Raw genomic sequence first — 19,088 nt, forward strand, 5'->3', positions numbered from 1 at the left:
TTCTAACGCAGGGCCCTGAATCGGGCTCGCGGACAGTGCCTGGTGGGTAGTTTGACTGGGGCGGTCTCCTCCCAAAGAGTAACGGAGGAGCACGAAGGTTGGCTAATCCTGGTCGGACATCAGGAGGTTAGTGCAATGGCATAAGCCAGCTTAACTGCGAGACGGACAGGTCGAGCAGGTACGAAAGTAGGTCATAGTGATCCGGTGGTTCTGAATGGAAGGGCCATCGCTCAACGGATAAAAGGTACTCCGGGGATAACAGGCTGATACCGCCCAAGAGTTCATATCGACGGCGGTGTTTGGCACCTCGATGTCGGCTCATCACATCCTGGGGCTGAAGTCGGTCCCAAGGGTATGGCTGTTCGCCATTTAAAGTGGTACGCGAGCTGGGTTCAGAACGTCGTGAGACAGTTCGGTCCCTATCTGCCGTGGGCGTTGGATGATTGAAGGGAGTTGCTCCTAGTACGAGAGGACCGGAGTGAACGAACCTCTGGTGTTCGGGTTGTCACGCCAGTGGCACTGCCCGGTAGCTAAGTTCGGAATCGATAACCGCTGAAAGCATCTAAGCGGGAAGCGAGCCCTGAGATGAGTCATCCCTGACCCCTTGAGGGTCCTAAAGGGCCGTTGGAGACCACAACGTTGATAGGTGGGGTGTGTAAGCGCGGCGACGTGTTGAGCTAACCCATACTAATTACCCGTGAGGCTTAACCATACAACACCCAAGAAGTGTTCTGGGCCTTGTAGCAAGTGAACGAACTACTACCTAATTCAGTGATAATGACAAAGCAAACTAGCTAAGTCGTTATTCACGTCAGCTTTCCGAGATTGAAGATTTTGCCTGGCGGCCATAGCGCCGTGGAACCACCTGATCCCATGCCGAACTCAGAAGTGAAACGCGGTAGCGCCGATGGTAGTGTGGCATTCGCCATGCGAGAGTAGGACACTGCCAGGCTTCAATTAAGCAATCACAGCGATGTGGTTGGTCGCGATACAACGTCAGGTTGTGTTGGACAGAAGATTTAGATAGCGCACACAGTGCGGTCTTTACCGGTTAGTGTGCTGATATGGCTCAGTTGGTAGAGCGCATCCTTGGTAAGGATGAGGTCCCCAGTTCGACTCTGGGTATCAGCACCATTATTAAGTAATACAGCTTTTGCCTGACGGCAATAGCGCCGTGGAACCACCTGATCCCATGCCGAACTCAGAAGTGAAACGCGGTAGCGCCGATGGTAGTGTGGCATTCGCCATGCGAGAGTAGGACACTGTCAGGCACCTATTTAGAAGAGGCCTCCCATTCGGGAGGCCTTTTTGCTTTGGGATTTTTTCGATCCAGGCTGGCTTCTTTTAGTAAAAATGCTGGGCTGTCAGCGGCTTGCCCGTTACTCTTGGTCAGGTATTGTCGGGAGTCATCGCCAGAGGAGTATGCATGGCCACGTTGAAGGAAATTGCACAGGAGGCGGGGGTGTCCCAGGCCACTGTGTCGCGGGTGCTCAATGAAGATCCGACGCTGAGCGTCAAGGAAGAGACCAGACAGAAGATCTTCGAGATTGCCGAGCGGCTGGAGTACAAGACCAGCAGCGCCCGCAAAGGGGTGCACAAGAGCAAGCTGCACTTTCTGGCGGTCTATGCCTATCCGCAGAGCACCGAGGTCAACGACCCCTACTATCTCGCCATTCGCTACGGCATCGAGACCCAGTGCGCCCGCTTCAACATAGAGCTAACCCATTTCTACAACGGCGCCGAGGGGCGTGAGCTCTCCGCCGTCGACGGCATCATGGTCATCGGCCATCTGCCCGAGGAGCGGCTGGCTGCGCTCCATTCTCTCTCTGCCCAGCTGGTGTTCGTGGATTGCCGCTCCCAGGGGGAATTTGACTCCGTGGACGTGGATCTGGCGCTTATCAGCCAGCAGGTGGTGGACTTCTTCATCGCCCAGGGGCATGGCCGCATCGGCTATATAGGGGGTCAGGATGAGGCGCCGGATCTCCGTGAGCTGGCCTTCCTCGACTACGGTCAGCGGCTGGGAGTGGTGCAGGAGAGCGACCTCTATCGCGGCGACTTTTCCAGTGCCTCCGGCTACCGGCTGGCGAAAGAGATGCTGGCGGGAGACTGGCCCCGTGCCCTGTTCGTCGCCTCAGACTCCATCGCCATAGGTGTGCTGAGAGCCATCCACGAGAAGGGACTGGCGATTCCCCAGCAGATCGAGCTCATCAGCGTCAACGACATCCCGACCGCCAAGTTCACCTTCCCGCCGCTCTCCACGGTGCGGATCCACTCCGAGTTGATGGGCTCCCAGGGAGTCAATTTGCTGGTCGAACGGCTGCGGGATGAGCGGGAAGTGCCGCTGCGGGTGCTGGTTCCCAGCCGCCTGACCCTGCGTGGTACCACTCGATAATTTTAGTAAAAAAAGATGTTCTGTAGTCGCGCCACTCCAGGTGGCGCGCCCCTCTATTTACCTTCCTGTGTTACCTTCCCGTGCTTCACCCTGTCCCCGTTATTCCGTATAACATTGTTATATATAGGTAATTGCTTCACTCATTCCCGCTTCGTCAATATTCATGCCATCCAGGCAGCTCTCTCTCCCTTTATCTTCTGCTTCTGATCTCGCTCACAAATCCAGCCATCTTGTGTGATGGGGTTAAAAGTTTACCGATCATTACCTGATATTTAGTAAATGTTTATCTAGAGTTTACTCAGTCAAAGTTGTCTTGTTCCGGGAGGACATGTGAATAACTGGGAAAACGTCCAATTCGTTGGTGAAAACAGGCTGGCTCCGCGCGCCTACTTCTTCTCTTATACCGATCACGGGCTGGCGGCCACCATGCAGCGGGAGCTGAGCCGTCGCTTCCTCTCCTTGAGCGGTCAGTGGCAGTTCCACTACTTTGCGCACCCCCTGCTGGTGCCGGAAGACTTCTATCACAGCCCCATGAGCGGCTGGGGCCAGATCACAGTGCCCAACATGTGGCAGATGGAAGGGCACGGCAATCTGCAGTACACAGACGAGGGTTTTCCCTTCCCCATCGACGTGCCCTTCGTGCCGAGCAACAACCCCACCGGCGCCTATCAGCGCAGCTTCGTGCTGAGCCAGGCCTGGGATGGCGAGCAGGTGATCATCAAGTTTGACGGGGTGGAGACCTACTTCGAGGTCTATGTGAATGGCCACTATGTCGGCTTCAGCAAGGGGAGCCGCCTCACCGCCGAGTTCGACATCAGCGCCTATGCCAACACCGGTGAAAACCTGCTGTCGGTGCGGGTGATGCAGTGGGCTGACTCCACTTACATTGAAGATCAGGACATGTGGTGGATGGCGGGGATCTTCCGCGACGTCTATCTGGTGGGCAAACCGGCCGCCCATGTGCAGGACTTCTTCATCCGCACCGCGCTGGCCGACGACAGCGCCACCCTGAGCTGCGATATCCAGCTGGAAAATCTGGGGGCGCCTGCTCGTGATCACCGTCTGGTCTGGTCCCTGCTGGATCAGGGCAGCGAGATCGCCAGCGGTTCGCTCGACAATCTCGCCATCGATGGCAAGTGTGATTGCCGCTTCACGCTGGATCTGGCCAAGCCCCATCTCTGGAGCGCCGAAGATCCTTACCTCTATCAGCTGCAACTCTCCCTCTACAACGGTCAGGGCGAGCTGCTGGAAGTGATCCCGCAGCGGGTCGGGGTGCGTGACATCAAGGTCAAGGATGGCCTCTTCTATGTCAACGGCCACTACCTCAAGCTGCACGGGGTGAACCGCCACGACAACGACCATCTCAAGAGCCGCGCGGTCGGCATGGATCGGGTCGAGCGCGACATAGTGCTGATGAAGCAGCACAACCTCAACTCGGTGCGCACCGCCCACTACCCGAACGACCCGCGCTTCTACGAGCTGTGCGACCAGTACGGTCTGTTCGTGATGGCGGAGACGGACGTGGAGACCCACGGTTTCGCCAACGTCGGCGATCTCAGCCGTATCACCGACGATCCCTTCTGGGAGCCGGTGTTCGTGGACAGGATCGAGCGCCATGTGCACGCCCAGAAGAACCACCCCTCCATCATCATCTGGTCGCTCGGCAACGAGTCCGGCTACGGCTGCAACATCAGATCCATGTACCAGCGCTGCAAGGCGATCGACCCGACCCGGCTGGTGCACTACGAAGAGGATCGCGATGCCGAGGTGGTGGATGTGGTGAGCACCATGTATTCGCGCGTCTCCCAGATGAACTGCTTCGGCGAGTTCCCGATGGACAAGCCGCGCATTATCTGCGAATACGCCCACGCCATGGGCAACGGCCCGGGTGGCCTGAGCGAATATCAGCAGGTGTTCGACCGTCATCCCCACATTCAGGGTCACTACATCTGGGAGTGGTGCGATCACGGCATCCTGGATCAGGACGAGCAGGGCCGCGCCGTCTACAAGTACGGCGGCGACTACGGCGACTACCCCAACAACTACAACTTCTGCATGGATGGCCTCATCTATCCGGATCAGACCCCGGGGCCTGGCCTGCGCGAATACAAGCAGGTGATCTGCCCGGTCAAGGTGCGGGCGCTGGATCTGGCGAGCGGTCGGCTTGAGCTGGAAAACCGCTACTGGTTCTCCAATCTCGACGACATCCGTCTGCTGGTCGAGGTGAAGGCAGAGGGCGAACTGCTGGCCAGCCAGCAAATCCGGCTGGAAGGGGTGGCTCCCGGTGCTACCACAGAGCTGCAACTCGAATTGCCGCAACTGGATGGGCGGGAAACCTTCGTCCAGCTGCGGGTCATCAAGGCCACCGCCACCCGTTACAGCGCGGCAGAGCACGAGCTGGGCCAGTACCAGTTCCAGCTGAAAGAGTCGACTCGCCAGTTGCAGCCCTTTGCCAATCCCAACGCCACTGCGTTGCAGATTGCCGATGAGCGGCTCGCGCTGACCTTGAGCGGCAGCGGCTTCGCCCTGCGCTTCTCGCGCCTCGACGGCAAGCTGGTGAGCTGGCAGCAGGACGGCATCGAGCTGATTGAACGAGCGCCGCGCCTCACCTTCTTCAAGCCGATGATCGACAACCACAAGCAGGAGTACGAGAGCCTGTGGCACCCGAACCACCTGCAGATCATGCAGGAGCACTTCCGCACTCTGAGCTGGCGTCAGCTGGGCGAGGCGGTCGAGGTGACGGTGGAGAGCCTGATCGCGCCACCGGTGTTCGACTTCGGCATGCGCTGTCGCTACGTCTACACCCTGAGCCCGAACGGCCAGCTGCATGTGGCGCTCTGTGGCCAGCCCTACGGCGGCTATGACGACATCATTCCCAAGATCGGCTTCGAGCTGGGTATTCGCCAGGATCTCGATCGGGTGCACTACCTTGGCATGGGCCCGGGTGAGAACTATCAGGACAGCCGTCAGAGCAACTGGATCGACAGCTTCCAGAGCACTGTGGGCGAGATGTGGGAGCACTACCCCTTCCCGCAGGACAACGGCAACCGCCAGCAGGTGCGTTGGGCGACCCTGACCAACCGCCACGGTGCCGGTCTCTACGTGCGGCCCGATGCCCCCATCAACCTGAGCGTCTGGCCCTACAGCTGGGAGCATATCCACGGGGCGCAGCACATCAACGAGCTGGAGCCGAGCGGTTATCTCACCCTCAATCTGGATCACAAGGTGCTGGGGCTGGGCTCCAACTCCTGGGGCTCAGAGGTGCTGGACTCCTGGCGGGTGCGCTTCGAGCCGTTCAGCTTCGGTCTGACCCTGCTGCCCATCGCCCGTGGCAACCTCAATCCGGCCGCCCTGGCCGGGATCGATCTCAGCATCAACGGCGGGAGGACGCTCGCATGATCACCTTGGACAACCTGACCCTGTTCAAAAACATCTACCGGGAGGGCAAGAAGTGGGGCCGCTGCGTGGAGGCCATCAACAACCTGCCAAACCTCAAGCCCGGCATCTGCCACTCCATAGGTGACTCCCTCACCTACCGCTTGCAGGAGGGGGTCAGCCCGGCCACCTCGTTGTTCGAGGGGCAGCGCCGCTACTTCGACGTCCACTACTACCTGGAAGGGGAAGAGACGGTGGAGTGGGCAGCCAAGCAGGATCTGCGGGTCGAGCAGGCCTATGACGACACCACTGACCGCGAGTGGCTGGGCGGTGAGGTGCGTGGGCGCCAGAAAGTCGGCAAGGGTCAGGTGGTGATCTTCGAGAACGACGAAGCCTACCGGTTCGTCGGCGATGCCCCTGTGCGCAAGCTAATCATCAAGGTCACGGTCGAAGGCGGCTACTTCAAAAACAAATAACAAGCCGCTGTTTTTGCACTGATAAAAGCCGGAAGGGCGGGGCCACCCTACAACTCATGCCCCGCCTTTTGGCAGACAACAACTACAGGTCTGGAGATGCACCATGTCCGATTCCAAGCGGAATACGATAGGCAAGTTCGGTCTGCTGTCGCTCACCTTCGCGGCGGTATTCAGCTTCAACAACGTCATCAACAACAACATCGAGATCGGTCTGGCGTCGGCCCCCATGTTCTTTCTGGCCACCATTTTTTACTTCATTCCGTTTTGTCTGATCATTGCGGAATTCGTGTCACTGAATAAGAACTCCGAAGCGGGTGTCTATGCCTGGGTGAAGAGCTCCCTCGGCGGCCGCTGGGCCTTTATCTCCGCCTACACCTACTGGTTCGTGAACCTCTTCTTCTTCACCTCGCTGCTGCCGCGGGTCATTGCCTACGCCTCCTATGCCTTTTTGGGCTACGAATACATTTTCACGCCGCTGGCGACCACTTTCTTAAGCATGGTGCTGTTTGCCTTTGCCACCTACGTCTCCACCAACGGCGCCAAGATGCTGGGCCCCATCACCTCGGTGACCTCGTCCCTGATGTTGCTGCTGACCCTCTCCTACATTCTGCTGGCAGGTGTGGCGTTAGTCGGTGGTGTACAGCCGGCCGACCCCATCACGGTAGAGGCCATGATCCCCGACTTCAGCTGGGCCTTCCTGGGCATTACCACCTGGATCTTCATGGCGGCCGGTGGCGCCGAGTCGGTGGCTGTCTACGTCAATGACGTCAAAGGGGGCTCCAAGTCCTTCGTGAAGGTGATCATTATCGCCGGCATCTTCATCGGCGTGCTCTACTCCATAGCGTCGCTTTTGATCAACGTCTTCGTGCCCGGCGACACCCTGAAATACACCGGCGGCTCGGTGCAGGTGTTCGAAGGGCTGGCGGCCTACTTCGGCTTGCCGGAGATCCTGATGAACCGCTTCGTCGGTCTGGTCTCCTTCACCGCCATGTTCGGCTCCCTGCTGATGTGGACGGCGACCCCGGTGAAGATCTTCTTCTCCGAGATCCCGGCCGGCATCTTCGGCAAGAAGACGGTCGAGCTGAACGAGAACGGCGTGCCCGCCCGGGCTGCCTGGATCCAATACCTCATAGTGCTGCCCCTGATGCTGATCCCGACTTTGGGCTCCAACACGGCGCAGGATCTGATGAACACCGTCATCAACATGACGGCCGCCGCCTCCATGCTGCCGCCGCTCTTCATCATGCTGGCCTACCTCAACCTGCGCCTGAAGCTCGACCACCTGCCGCGGGATTTCAAGATGGGCTCGCGTACCACAGGCATCGCCGTGGTCTCTGTGCTGATCGCCATCTTCTCGGTGGGCTTCCTCGCTTCCACCTTCCCGACCGGCGCCGACATCATGACCATCGTCTTCTACAACGTCGGCGGGATCGTGATCTTCCTGGGCTTCGCCTGGTGGAAATACAACAGATATGAAGCCTCCCTGAGCGAGGAGGCCCGGGTGAAAGAGGCCCTGCCGGCGGCGCAGGTCTCCATCCAGCCCTCCTGATCCCCAACGCATGGGGCCCGAGTGGCCAAGAGAGTGAAAGCGGGTGGCGGCAGCCACCCGCGACAGGTTGAACCACAGAACAGAAGGAGCATGGAATGAGCGAGACGATCGAGTTTGCCGAATTCAAGCGGGTCGAGATGAAGGTGGGCAAGGTGCTGGAGGTGGTGCGCCACCCCGGGGCCGACAAACTCTATATCGTCCAGATCGACGTGGGGGGCGAGCGGCCGCTGCAGACGGTCACCAGCCTGGTGCCCCATTACAGCGAAGAGGAGCTGCTGGGCAGCGAGGTGGTGGTGGTGACCAACTTGAAACCCACCAGGATGCGCGGCGAGCGTTCCGAGTGCATGTTGCTCTGCGCCGAGACCCTGGACGAGAGCCAGAGCGTGCTGTTGCAGCCTCGCGTGCCGATGACGCCGGGCACCCCCATCGTCTGAACCAACGATTGAGCGCCGGTGCCACAGGGCGGCGCCGGTTTGCCAACGAGGCCGCCCTGGCGGCCCGATCATAACAAGAGAGTAAATGGCGGGGCCGACAGACCCTTGCCGAACACATTCAGAGTCACAGCGTTACCCGCAGGGAGCGCGAGTCCATTGGAGGACATATGTCTGATTCAGTACGCGGCACCATAGGCAAGTTTGCCCTGTTGTCGATGACCTTTGCCGCCGTGTTCAACGTGCGCAATATCGTCAACAACAACATAGAGCTGGGGCTCAGCTCGGCCCCCATCTTCCTGCTGGCCACCCTGGTCTACTTCATCCCCTTCGTCTTCATCATCGCCGAGTTCGTCTCGGCCAATAAAGACTCCGAGTCGGGGATGTACGACTGGCTCAAGAAACCCCTCGGCACCCGTATGGCCTATCTGGGCTCCTTCCTCTACTGGTTCGTCAACCTGTTCTGGTTCGTCTCCCTGCTGCCGAACGTCATCGCCTACGCCTCCTACGCCATGCTGGGCTATGAGTACAGCTTCTCGCCGACCGTCACCTCGATCATCTCCATAGCGCTGTTCGCGGCGGCGACCCACATCTCCACCAAGGGGGCGAGCTGGCTCGGCAAGATTGCCGAACTGGTGGCCTACGGCGTCTTCGCCCTGTTCGCCATCTATGTGCTGGGTGCCCTGATGGCCCTCGGCGGCGACCATGTGGCGGCCCAGCCCATCACCCTGGAAGCCATGACCCCCACAGTCAACTGGGCGACGCTCGGCATCATGTGCTGGATCTTCCAGGCGGCGGGCGGTGCCGAAACCGCGGCGGCCTATCTCAACGACGTCAAGGGCGGTCAGAAGTCCTTCATCAAGGTGATCATCATCGCCGGTGTTGTCATAGGTGCCATGTATGCGCTGGGTTCCCTGCTGGTGAACGTCTTCGTGCCACGCGAGAGCCTCACCTACGCCGGCGGCATGGTGGAGATCTTCACCGGCATGGCGCAGTACTTCGGCCTCTCCGAGACGCTGGTCGGCCGCGCGGTCGGGGTGGTGCTCTTCATCGCCATGTTCGGCTCCATGATGATGTGGACCTCGGCGCCGGTGAAGATCCACTTCTCCGAGATCCCCCAGGGTGTCTATGGCGAGAAGACCACCCAGCTCAACGAGCACGGGGTGCCGGTGCGCGCCGCCTGGTGGCAGTTTGTGTTCGTGTTCGTGATGCTGGTGGTCAACGGCTTCGGCTCCGAGTCGGTGCAGCAGATGATGAACACCGCCATCAACCTCACCGCCGGTACCGCCATGCTGCCGCCCATCTTCATCATGGTGGCCTACTTCGTGTTCCGCTGGAAACACGACGACACTCCCCGCGAGTTCCGCATGGGGTCGCGCACCTTCGGCATGAGCGTGGTCTCTGTGCTGATCGCCATCTTCGTGGTGAGCATGAGTGCCTCCGCCTTCCCGGCCGGGGTGGATCTGGTGCGCGCCTTCTTCATCAACGTCTTCATGACCGCCGTCTTCTCGGCGCTGGCCTACTGGTGGATCTCCCGCTTCGAGAAGCGCCAGGCCCGCAAGCTGGCCGCCGGGGGCAAGGCGGGCGGCGACACCCTGGCCCGGCAGATCTGAGCATCGACTGCGGTGCAGCGCGGGTGGCCTCTGGCCACCCGTTTTTTTGTCTCTCCGGTCCGCCATGGCCGCCCTGGGTGTTCAGTTTTAAAGCGCTAAAAATCAACTCGTTTAATTTCACTGAATGCTTGGGGCCGTCGCTCAACTTTGCGCCTCCCTGTGTTCGGGGTAAGCTGGGGTTTCGTATCGAGGGTCGCCGTCAGAGGATGGCCCTCCTGTGCCCTGTCGTCCCCCATCCGGTGCGGGACGCGCTTTCCCTGGAGACTCCCCGTGCGTCTGGATCCCTTTACCTCTGTGCTGATTCTGGTGGTGGCCCTGGCCTCCTTCTTCCCCTGCGAGGGCCAGGTGGCCGTCTGGTTCGCGCTGCTGACCAAGCTGGCGGTGGCGCTGCTCTTCTTCATGCATGGCGCCAAGCTGTCGCGCCAGAACCTGCTGGCGGGGCTCGGCCACTGGCGGCTCCACCTGGTGGTGATGGTCAGCACCTTCCTGCTGTTCCCGCTGCTGGGGCTCTTGCTCACCCCGCTGGTGCCCCAGTGGCTGAGCCCGGCCATCTACCTTGGCTTCCTCTATCTCTGCGCCCTTCCGGCCACGGTGCAGTCGGCCATCGCCTTCACCTCCATGGCGGGGGGCAATGTGTCGGCGGCGGTGTGCAGCGCCTCGGCCTCCAGCATACTCGGCATCTTCCTCTCGCCTGTGCTGGTGGGGCTGATGATCAATGTTCAGGGGGAGGGGATCGACACCTGGCACTCCATCCAGGCCATCATGGTGCAGCTGATGCTGCCCTTCGTGGTGGGCCACCTGTCGCGCCCCCTCATCGGCCGCTGGGTCGACAGCCACCGGCCGCTGATCGGCAAGCTGGATCAGAGCTCCATACTGCTGGTGGTCTATGTGGCCTTCAGCGAGGCCGTGGTGCAGGGGATCTGGCATCAGGTGGGTTGGTATGACTTGGCCAGCATAGTGCTGCTGAGCTGCGTGCTGCTGGCGCTGGTGCTGGCTTGGAACGTCTGGATCAGCCGCCGCCTCGGCTTCAATAAGGCGGACGAGATCACCATCGTCTTCTGCGGCTCCAAGAAGAGCCTGGCCAATGGGGTGCCCATGGCCAACGTCATGTTCCCCGCCGCCAGCGTCGGGGTCATGGTGCTGCCGCTGATGATCTTCCACCAGATCCAGCTGATGGTGTGCGCCGTGCTGGCCCGTCGCTACCGCGAGCAGGAGCCCCTGCCCCAGGTCCAGGAGGGATAAGCCTTTGGGCAAAAAGAGAGGGAGGCCATGGGCCTCCCTCTTTCGTTTGCCGCCCCCTCAGCGTTTGCGCCAGACGGTGAGCTGGGCCACCGTATGCTGGTGCTTGCGGGCGGTTTCGCGGATGACGAAGGGCACGTCTCTCGGCGGGCACAGCTCCTCGAACTCCGCCGCCAGCAGCCGTTGCAGCGCCTGATGGGTGGACAGCGCCTCGCCGTTCTCCCGGATGCCGCCGAGCCAGTTCGCCTTGGGGGTGTAGTCGGTCAGCCAGGTGTAGGGGCTGGTGAGCACCAGCAGGCCGCCGCTGCGCAGTCTGGGAGCAATGTCCCGCAGGAAGCGGGCGGGTTCGCGCAGCCGGTCGATCAGGTTGGAGGCGAGCACCAGATCGTAGTGCTCGTACTTGGGCTTGAGGTTGCAGGCATCCCCCTGGCTGAAGTGGACCCGTTCGGCCTGCTCGCGGCCCAGATCATGGCTGGAGAGGCGCGCCTCGCAATACTCCACCAGATCCCCCTCCAGGGGCAGGGCATAGCGGAAGCTGTCCTGGCTGGCGAGGGCGAGCGCCACGTCGATGAAGCGGGCCGAGTAGTCCACCCCGTCCACGTGCTGGAAGTGGCGGGCCAGCTCGAAGCTGGCGCGGCCGGTGGCGCAGCCGATGTCCAGCGCCCGCTCATGGCGGCTGCACAGCTCGCTGGCGAGGCTGGCCAGGGTCTGGGCGTAGTTGGCCACCCCGAAATGGGTCGGGCCGTACTGGAAGTCGAGGTATTGCGCCACTAGGGCGTCGGTTTCATAAGGATTCACTGTGATGGCTTCCTGATAGCGTGAGACCAGATAGCGGAAGCCCGCATGCTGGAAGAAGTGGCGGCGGAAGGCGTAGCGGGACGACTTGAGCGCCTCGTTGCCTGTGCTTATCCAGCTGCCGCCCTTGATGAGGCTGTGCTTGCCATCGAAGGTGGGGGTGGAGAAGTCATCGTAGAGCGGGTGCACCTTGAACCCCTCGAAGCCGTCGATGGCGGTGCTGGTCCACTGCCAGACGTTGCCCACCAGATCGAAGAAGTCGCCCTGGGGGCAGGCATCCACCGGGCATGAGGAGGCGAAGCGGGTCAGGTTGAGGTTGCCGGGGGCTTCCAGCCAGTCCGGCTGATCCCCGGGCACCTGCTCGCGCAGCAGCATCCACTCCCCCTCGCTCGGCAGCTGGATAGGCAGGCCGGTCTGGGCCGCTTTCCAGCGGCAGAAGGCGGCCGCCTCCAGCTGGTTCACCTCGGCGGGCCAATCCCAAGGTAGGGGGACCTGCTCTGTCATCAGCCGCAGTTGCAGTTGCTCGGGCTCGTTGGGGTCGCCGACCCAGAAGCTGGGCATGCGCGCCTTGGCATACTGGCACCAGCCCCAGCCCTCGTCGTCCCACCAGGCCCGGGTCTCATAGCCGCCCGCCTGCACGAAGGGGAAGTACTCGGCGTTGCTCACCAGCATGCGGCTGGCCTGGAAGGGGGCCAGCTCTATGTGACGCTCGCCATATTCGTTGTCCCAGCCGTAGGTGGCGTCCTGCTTGCCGAGGCGCACCCGACCCCCCGCCACCGGCAGCAGGCTGTTGGCGGGCACCTGGTCGCGTCTGTGGCGGGCCTGGGTACAGGCGGGCCAATAGGGCTGCGGCTGCACCCAGGCCAGGGGCAGCTGGCGGATCAGCACGCTGGAGGTCTCCAGGTGGATGCGCTCGTGCTCTATCCCCATCAGGATGACCCAGGCCGGGCTCTGCCAGTCGATGGGCAGTGCGATCGGCATACGCTCGATGAAATCACACACCAGGGCACGCACGCGGCCACGGTAGTCGCGCAGTTCGGCCACTGCGGGCCAGTCGTAGTGGGTCTCGTCCAGATCGTCCCAGCTCATCTCGTCCACCCCTATGGCCACCATGGCCTCGATGCGGGGGTCGAGGCGCCGGTCGATGAGGTTGGCCGCCAGCAGCTTGTTGACGAAGAAGGCGGCGGTGTGGCCGTAGTAGAAGATGAGGGGGTGGCGCAGGGGGATCGCCTTGTTGAACCAGGCCCGCTCATCGGCCAGGCAGTCAAACAGGCTGTCGTAGAGATCGAGGGTCTGACAGAAGTAGTCGAGCAGCTCGCGGCGCTTGTGCTCGGGATCGTCGCCGCCGAGCAGCGGGGTGCGGGTCGGGGCTGGCAGGCCCTCTGGGCTGGCGAATGGATGGCTGACTTGGGTCACGCTCTGACTCCTTGTTGGCAGTGACAAATGCTTAGGTGGAGAGCTCTATACGCACAAGGTATCACTATTGGCTCAACAGACCGGGGCGGCAACCAAAAACTGTCGGTACTTGTTGTCATGGCGGCTACTCGCCAGGTAGGTGAATTCCCATTTGGGTATGGCCAATTTCACCACTATATAGTCAGAATGGCGCGTTACAGCCTGATGGCTCTGGCAATTAAAATAATAAAAAAACATAAAAATCATGCATTTGAGATTATGGCATGAGGATTGCCATCTTGATTCCCGGATGAGTACAGACAGGCCGGACAGGGCCATCAACAAGGAGAGAGAAATGAAGTGGATGCTGGGAGTGATGCTGGCCCTGGGGCTCGGTGGTTGCAGCAAGTTGGATAATACCAAGGTGAGCGGTGACGGCGCCGTCATCGAGCAGCGCCACCCCCTGGGTCAGCAGGTGACCCGGGTGCTGGCCGGGGTGCCCGCCAACATCCATCTGGTGGCGGGGGCGGCGAGGGGCATCCACATCCGGGGGCAGGGGAACCTGCTGCCCTACCTGGAGCTGACCGAGAAGGGCGACAAGCTGGAGATAGAGGTGAAGGAGGGCTACCGGCTCGATCCCCCCGAGCCCATCGATATCACCATCACCCTGCCCAAGGTGGAAGAGTTGGCGCTGGCGGGCCTGGCTCGCGGCGATCTGAGCGGTTTTTCGGGAGACGAGCTGGTACTGTCGGTGGCCGGCCTGGGGGATATAGTCGCCAGCCAGCTGGCACTGGATCGACTGGAGGGCAATATTGCCGGTGCGGGCAGCCTGGATCTGGGGGAGGGCTCGGCCAGGGAAGTGGAGCTCAATATCGCCGGTGCCGGTGGCGTGTCGGGCGCGCAGTTCAAAGGAGAGGAGGTCGAGGTCAATATCGCCGGCAGTGGCGACGTAGCAGTGAATGCCAGCGAGTTGCTGAAGGTCGGCATCGCCGGCTCCGGCTCGGTCAGCTATCTGGGCAACCCCAGGCTGGAGAGCGAGATCGCAGGGTCCGGCGCCATCTCCCGTGCAGGAAGCTGAGTATCCGGCGCGATTACAGCTAAATAACAGGCCCATGCAGGGCCTGTTTTGTTATCCATGGTCGCGCAGCTTTATCTCACTCGAGAGGCAGCGCGAGGCGCAGATCTGCATTGAGCCGCATCAACAGCCACTGCATGCCGGCGAGGTGCTGGTGGTCGTGGCTGACGAGCAGGCGCACCAGACCGTCCAGGGTCACCTCCCCATAGTCGCCATAGCGGGCGCGCCGTGCCCAGGCGCTGGAGGGTAGCGCCTTGAGCCAGTCCACTGTCTGCAGGCGGGCGGTACGAAAGCGGTCCAGCTGCACCGCGGTATCCTGCAACGGGTACTGGTTGTCTCGCGCCAGCTGATAGCCATCGAGGGAGGCCAGCGCGGGCAGGCTCTCCTCCAGGGTGCGGCGAAAGCGCAGCTGATAGCCCTGGGTCTCTATGTCCAGCAGGTGGCAGAGGTGCCCCCGGGCGCTGAAGCGCTCGGCGGGGGTCCCGGCCCAGTTGGCGGGTTCCCAGTCCAGCTGGTCGGCGGGCACCTGTGCCAGCAGTCGTTCGAACTGGTCCGGCATGGCCAGCAGCGTGGTGAAGATCGTCATCCTTGTCTCCCTGTTCCCTTGTTTATGGCCGCCCGCTGATGAGGGGCGGGCGACCATGGGGGCCTGTCTGGCCCCTGGTCAGCCCTGGGCCGGCTCGCCGAGGTGGCTGGCATGAAAGCGCAGGTGTTCCTCGATGAAGCTCGCCACGAAGTAGTAGCTGTGGTCATAGCCGGCATGGCGATGGAGCGCCAGGGGCCACTCCTTGGCGGTCGCAATCTCGGCCAGGGCATCGATGCCGAGTTGCTCCGCCAGGAAGGGATCGTCCAGTCCCACGTCTACCCGGGTCGGCAGGGGCTGGCTGTCGTGGTGGCGCAGCAGCTGGCAGCTGTCCCACTCCTGCCACAGCAGCGGATTGTTGCCGAGGTAGGCGCCGAGGGCCTTCTGGCCCCAGGGGGCGCGGCTCGGGTGGCTGATGGGGCTGAAGGCCGACACCGAGCGGTAACGGCCGGGTTCGCGCAGGGCGGCGATGAGCGCCCCGTGGCCCCCCATGGAGTGTCCGCTGATGGCGCGCCTGGTGGAGACCGGGAAGTGGGTCTCGATGAGCTCGGGCAGCTCCCGGGTGACGTAGTCATACATCTGGTAGTGATCCCGCCAGGGGTGCTGGGTGGCGTTGACATAGAAGCCGGCCCCCATGCCGAGATCGTAACCGGGGTCGTCCGGTACCCCTTCGCCGCGCGGGCTGGTGTCCGGCGCCACCAGGGCGATGCCGAGCTCGGCGGCGATGCGCTGGGCCCCCGCCTTCTGCATGAAGTTCTCGTCGGTGCAGGTGAGGCCGGAGAGCCAGTAGAGCACGGGCACCTTCTGGCCGGTGAGGGCCTGGGGCGGCAGGTAGATGGCGAAGCGCATCTCGCAGCCCTGCACAGTGGAGCTGTGGCGATACTGCTTGTGCCAGCCACCGAAGCTTTTATTGCTGCTGATAATGTCCAGATTCATCGAAGGACTCCTCTGCCCCGCCCATTCATCGATGGGCGGGGCTGTGATGGGATCAGTAGTGGATGACGGTGCGGATGCTCTTGCCTTCGTGCATCAGATCGAAGGCCTCGTTGATCTGCTCCAGCGGCATGGTGTGGGTGATGAAGTCATCGAGACGGAACTCCCCCTGCATGTAGCGCTGCACATAGCTCGGCAGCTCGCTGCGACCGCGCACCCCGCCGAAGGCGCTGCCGCGCCAGACCCGGCCTGTGACCAGCTGGAAGGGACGGGTGCTGATCTCCTGACCGGCACCGGCCACCCCTATGATGACAGACTCGCCCCAGCCCTTGTGGCAGCACTCCAGCGCCGCGCGCATCACCTTGACGTTGCCGATGCACTCGAAGGAGAAGTCGACGCCGCCGTCGGTCATCTCGACGATCACCTCCTGGATGGGCTTGTCGTAGTCATTCGGGTTGATGCAGTCGGTGGCGCCGAGCTTGCGGGCCAGCTCGAACTTGCTCTCGTTGATGTCGATGGCGATGATGCGGCCGGCCTTGGCCAGACGGGCGCCGATCACGGCGGAGAGACCTATGCCCCCCAGCCCGAAGATGGCGACGCTCTCACCCTCTTTGACCTTGGCGGTGTTCATCACGGCGCCTATGCCTGTGGTGACGCCGCAGCCGAGCAGGCAGACCTCTTCCAGCGGGGCGGCCGGGTCCACCTTGGCGATGGAGATCTCCGGCAGCACTGTGTATTCGCTGAAGGTGGAGGTGCCCATGTAGTGATAGATGGGCTGGCCGTCCTTGGAGAAGCGGGTGGTGCCGTCCGGCATCAGCCCCTTACCCTGGGTGGCGCGGATCTTCTGGCACAGGTTGGTCTTGCCGGACTTGCAGAACTTGCACTCGCCGCATTCCGGTGTGTAGAGCGGGATCACGTGATCACCGACCTTGACGCTGGTGACGCCCTCGCCGACGGACTCGACTATGCCGCCCCCCTCATGGCCCAGGATGCAGGGGAAGACCCCTTCCGGATCTTCGCCGGACAGGGTGAAGGCATCGGTGTGGCAGACGCCGGTGGCGACGATCCGCACCCGCACCTCGCCCGCTTGCGGTGGCATGACCTCCACCTCTTCGATGGAGAGGGGCTGGCCCGGGCCCCAGGCGATGGCGGCCTTGCACTTGATGCTTTGAACCTGTGCCATGGATGATGTCCTCGTGGTTGTGTGGGTGAACGTAAATGGGTTCGGACATTCAGTGTAGTTTCCCGCCGATTTGGTGATAATAAGGCTAAGTATCAAATCACTTTTACACATAGGTAATAATGTTCGGCTGGGAAGGGGTCTGTGAATTTGTCAGCGTGGCGGAGCAGGGGGGCTTTACCCCGGCGGCGCGCAAGCTGGGGGTCTCGGTGGCCCAGGTGAGCCGCCAGGTGGCGCAGCTGGAAGACAGGCTGCAGGCCAAGCTGCTGCTGCGCACCACCCGCCAGGTGCGGCTCACCGAGCTCGGCGAGATCTACTTTCGCCACTGTCGCCAGTTGCTGGACAACCTCTACGAGGCGGAGCTGGCACTGGGGCGCCATCAGGCGGTGCCACAGGGCACCCTGCGCATCACGGCCCCCGTTTCCTATGGCGAGAGCCGCATCGCCCCCCTGGTGAACGACTTCATGGTGCGCTTCCCCCAGCTGGAGGTGACCCTCAACCTCACCAACCAGTTGCTGGATCTGGTGCACGAGGGGTTCGATCTGGCGATCCGCCTCGGCCACCTCAAGGACTCGACCCTGGTGGCGCGCAAGCTGGCGCAACGGGTGCCCTATGTGTGTGCCTCCCCCGCCTATACCGCCCGCCACGGCATGCCCAACAGCCTCTCGGAGCTGGCCCGCCACCACTGCCTGGTGGGCAATGGCGACGAGTGGCACTTCACCCTGGACGGTAAACCCCACAGCGTGCGGGTACGCGGCCTGCTCCACTGCAACAGCGGCCACGCCTTGCTGGACGCGGCGCTCAAGGGGATTGGCATCATCCAGCTGCCGGACTACTACGTGAGCGAGCACCTGGCCCGGGGGGAGCTTATCGAACTGCTGCCGGAGCTGCGGGCGCCGCAGGAGGGGATCTGGGCCCTCTATCCCCACAACCGCCACCTCTCCCCCAAGGTGCGGCTGCTGGTGGACTATCTGGCCGAGCGGCTCAGCGATCCCGCCCAGCCGGCGCTGGTGCGCCCCATTGGCTGAGCCCGCCCCGAAAAAGAGAAGGCCCGCTGATGCGGGCCTTCTTGTTTGGGCGGGAGTGCTATTCCCGTTCCTTGACGTAGGGGGTGCCGAGCGCCTTGGGCGCCACCGCCTTGCCGATGAAACCGGCCAGCAGGAAGACCGTCAAGATGTAGGGCAGCGCCTCGATCGCCTGCACCGGGATCGGGAAGTCGCCGATGCTGACCCCCTGCAACCGGATGGCGACGGCGTCGAGGAAGCCGAACAGCAGACAGGCCGCCATGGCATTCCAGGGACGCCACTTGCCGAACACCAGCGCCGCCAGCGCCATGAAGCCCTTGCCCGCGCTCATGTTGGGAATGAACTGGGCGGTCTGGGCCACCGCCAGATAGGTGCCCCCGATCCCGGCCAGCAGACCGCCTATGATGAGCGCCGTGTAGCGCATCCGCACCACAGAGATACCTGCGGTATCCACCGCCGCCGGGGCCTCGCCCACCGCCCGCAGCCGCAGGCCGAAGCGGGTGCGGAACAGCACCCACCAGGCCAGGGGCACGGCGGCGAACGCCACGTACTCCAGCAGGGAGTGACCGCTCAGGAGCTCGCTGTAGAGCTGGCCGATGACGGGCACGTCATAGAGCTCCTTGGCGAAGGGCAGGTCGATGGGGGCGAAGCGGGCATCGCCGGAGAGCGCCGGAGTCTGGCCGCCCTGATCGAACCAGTAACGGCCCAGGGTGACGGTCAGACCGGCCGCCAGTATGTTGATGGCCATGCCGCTCACCACCTGATCACCGCGGTGGGTGATGGTGGCGAAGCCGTGCAGCAGGGCGAACAGGATGGAAACCCCCACCCCGGCACCCAGCCCAATCCAGGCGGAGCCTGAGACGGCGGCCGCGGCCGCACTGGCGAAGGCCGCCGCCAGCAGCTTGCCCTCCAGGGCTATGTTGACCACCCCGGAGCGTTCGCAAAACATCCCCGCCATGGCCGCCAGAATAAGCGGCGGCGCGGTACGAATGGTCGCGTCCAGCATCAGGATCAGCATTTCGAACAT

Annotated in this window: 14 protein-coding genes, 1 tRNA gene and 3 rRNA genes (1 of these 18 only partly in view); 13 read left to right on the forward strand and 5 right to left on the reverse strand. The window is 62.4% G+C overall.

The window, feature by feature from the left end:
- From Aeroheme_RS00545 to Aeroheme_RS00595, 11 genes are all read left to right on the forward strand, one after another.
- Positions 1 to 712: ribosomal RNA gene (locus Aeroheme_RS00545) — 23S ribosomal RNA — on the forward strand; it begins 2,178 nt to the left of the window's first position.
- Between the two features lie 125 nt (positions 713 to 837).
- Positions 838 to 952, forward strand: a 5S ribosomal RNA gene (rrf, locus tag Aeroheme_RS00550).
- A gap of 106 nt (positions 953 to 1,058) precedes the next feature.
- Positions 1,059 to 1,134, forward strand: a tRNA-Thr gene (locus tag Aeroheme_RS00555).
- A gap of 22 nt (positions 1,135 to 1,156) precedes the next feature.
- A 5S ribosomal RNA gene (gene rrf / locus Aeroheme_RS00560) occupies positions 1,157 to 1,271 on the forward strand.
- Between the two features lie 155 nt (positions 1,272 to 1,426).
- Positions 1,427 to 2,392, forward strand: a complete 966-nt coding sequence (gene ebgR, locus Aeroheme_RS00565; RefSeq protein WP_139744696.1) for a transcriptional regulator EbgR — start codon at positions 1,427 to 1,429, stop codon at positions 2,390 to 2,392.
- A 330-nt stretch (positions 2,393 to 2,722) separates the two neighbouring features.
- Positions 2,723 to 5,791, forward strand: a complete 3,069-nt coding sequence (gene ebgA, locus Aeroheme_RS00570; RefSeq protein WP_411166513.1) for a beta-galactosidase subunit alpha — start codon at positions 2,723 to 2,725, stop codon at positions 5,789 to 5,791.
- On the forward strand, positions 5,788 to 6,243 hold the full coding sequence (locus Aeroheme_RS00575) for a beta-galactosidase subunit beta (RefSeq protein WP_411166514.1): 456 nt from the start codon (positions 5,788 to 5,790) through the stop codon (positions 6,241 to 6,243). Before ebgA ends, Aeroheme_RS00575 begins: the two co-directional genes overlap by 4 nt.
- Before the next feature lie 103 nt (positions 6,244 to 6,346).
- Positions 6,347 to 7,792, forward strand: a complete 1,446-nt coding sequence (locus tag Aeroheme_RS00580) for an amino acid permease (protein ID WP_411166515.1) — start codon at positions 6,347 to 6,349, stop codon at positions 7,790 to 7,792.
- 95 nt (positions 7,793 to 7,887) lie between these two features.
- A complete protein-coding gene (locus tag Aeroheme_RS00585) occupies positions 7,888 to 8,226 on the forward strand; it encodes a tRNA-binding protein (protein WP_411166516.1) in 339 nt (112 codons plus the stop codon).
- Positions 8,227 to 8,393: 167 nt separating this feature from the next.
- Positions 8,394 to 9,836, forward strand: coding sequence for an amino acid permease (locus Aeroheme_RS00590; RefSeq protein WP_411166517.1), 1,443 nt, complete (start codon positions 8,394 to 8,396; stop codon positions 9,834 to 9,836).
- A gap of 270 nt (positions 9,837 to 10,106) precedes the next feature.
- Complete coding sequence (locus Aeroheme_RS00595; RefSeq protein ID WP_411166518.1) at positions 10,107 to 11,078, forward strand: bile acid:sodium symporter family protein; 972 nt, start codon at positions 10,107 to 10,109, stop codon at positions 11,076 to 11,078.
- 57 nt (positions 11,079 to 11,135) lie between these two features.
- On the opposite strand, the gene ovoA is transcribed toward Aeroheme_RS00595, so the two are convergent.
- A complete protein-coding gene (gene ovoA / locus Aeroheme_RS00600) occupies positions 11,136 to 13,286 on the reverse strand; it encodes a 5-histidylcysteine sulfoxide synthase (RefSeq protein WP_411166519.1) in 2,151 nt (716 codons plus the stop codon).
- Between the two features lie 334 nt (positions 13,287 to 13,620).
- Here ovoA and Aeroheme_RS00605 point away from each other — a divergent pair, with 334 nt between their 5' ends.
- The gene (locus tag Aeroheme_RS00605; protein ID WP_408837472.1) at positions 13,621 to 14,343 is read left to right on the forward strand and encodes a head GIN domain-containing protein; all 723 of its coding nucleotides are present in this window, start codon (positions 13,621 to 13,623) and stop codon (positions 14,341 to 14,343) included.
- A 76-nt stretch (positions 14,344 to 14,419) separates the two neighbouring features.
- On the opposite strand, the gene Aeroheme_RS00610 is transcribed toward Aeroheme_RS00605, so the two are convergent.
- The 3 genes from Aeroheme_RS00610 to Aeroheme_RS00620 all read right to left on the reverse strand — a co-directional run bounded on the left by Aeroheme_RS00610 (position 14,420) and on the right by Aeroheme_RS00620 (position 17,039).
- The gene (locus tag Aeroheme_RS00610) at positions 14,420 to 14,926 is read right to left on the reverse strand and encodes a DinB family protein (protein ID WP_241344895.1); all 507 of its coding nucleotides are present in this window, start codon (positions 14,924 to 14,926) and stop codon (positions 14,420 to 14,422) included.
- Positions 14,927 to 15,004: 78 nt separating this feature from the next.
- On the reverse strand, positions 15,005 to 15,859 hold the full coding sequence (gene fghA / locus Aeroheme_RS00615) for an S-formylglutathione hydrolase (RefSeq protein WP_139744682.1): 855 nt from the start codon (positions 15,857 to 15,859) through the stop codon (positions 15,005 to 15,007).
- A gap of 52 nt (positions 15,860 to 15,911) precedes the next feature.
- Complete coding sequence (locus tag Aeroheme_RS00620; protein WP_025325292.1) at positions 15,912 to 17,039, reverse strand: S-(hydroxymethyl)glutathione dehydrogenase/class III alcohol dehydrogenase; 1,128 nt, start codon at positions 17,037 to 17,039, stop codon at positions 15,912 to 15,914.
- 119 nt (positions 17,040 to 17,158) lie between these two features.
- On the opposite strand from Aeroheme_RS00620, the gene Aeroheme_RS00625 reads away from it, so the two are divergent.
- Positions 17,159 to 18,064, forward strand: coding sequence for a LysR substrate-binding domain-containing protein (locus Aeroheme_RS00625; RefSeq protein WP_025325293.1), 906 nt, complete (start codon positions 17,159 to 17,161; stop codon positions 18,062 to 18,064).
- A gap of 58 nt (positions 18,065 to 18,122) precedes the next feature.
- Here Aeroheme_RS00625 and Aeroheme_RS00630 read toward each other — a convergent pair whose 3' ends face one another.
- Positions 18,123 to 19,088, reverse strand: a complete 966-nt coding sequence (locus Aeroheme_RS00630; RefSeq protein ID WP_025325295.1) for an ABC transporter permease — start codon at positions 19,086 to 19,088, stop codon at positions 18,123 to 18,125.

It is taken from the genome of Aeromonas sp. DSM 116730 (genome assembly GCF_046581335.1).
Taxonomy (GTDB): domain Bacteria; phylum Pseudomonadota; class Gammaproteobacteria; order Enterobacterales; family Aeromonadaceae; genus Aeromonas; species Aeromonas rivipollensis.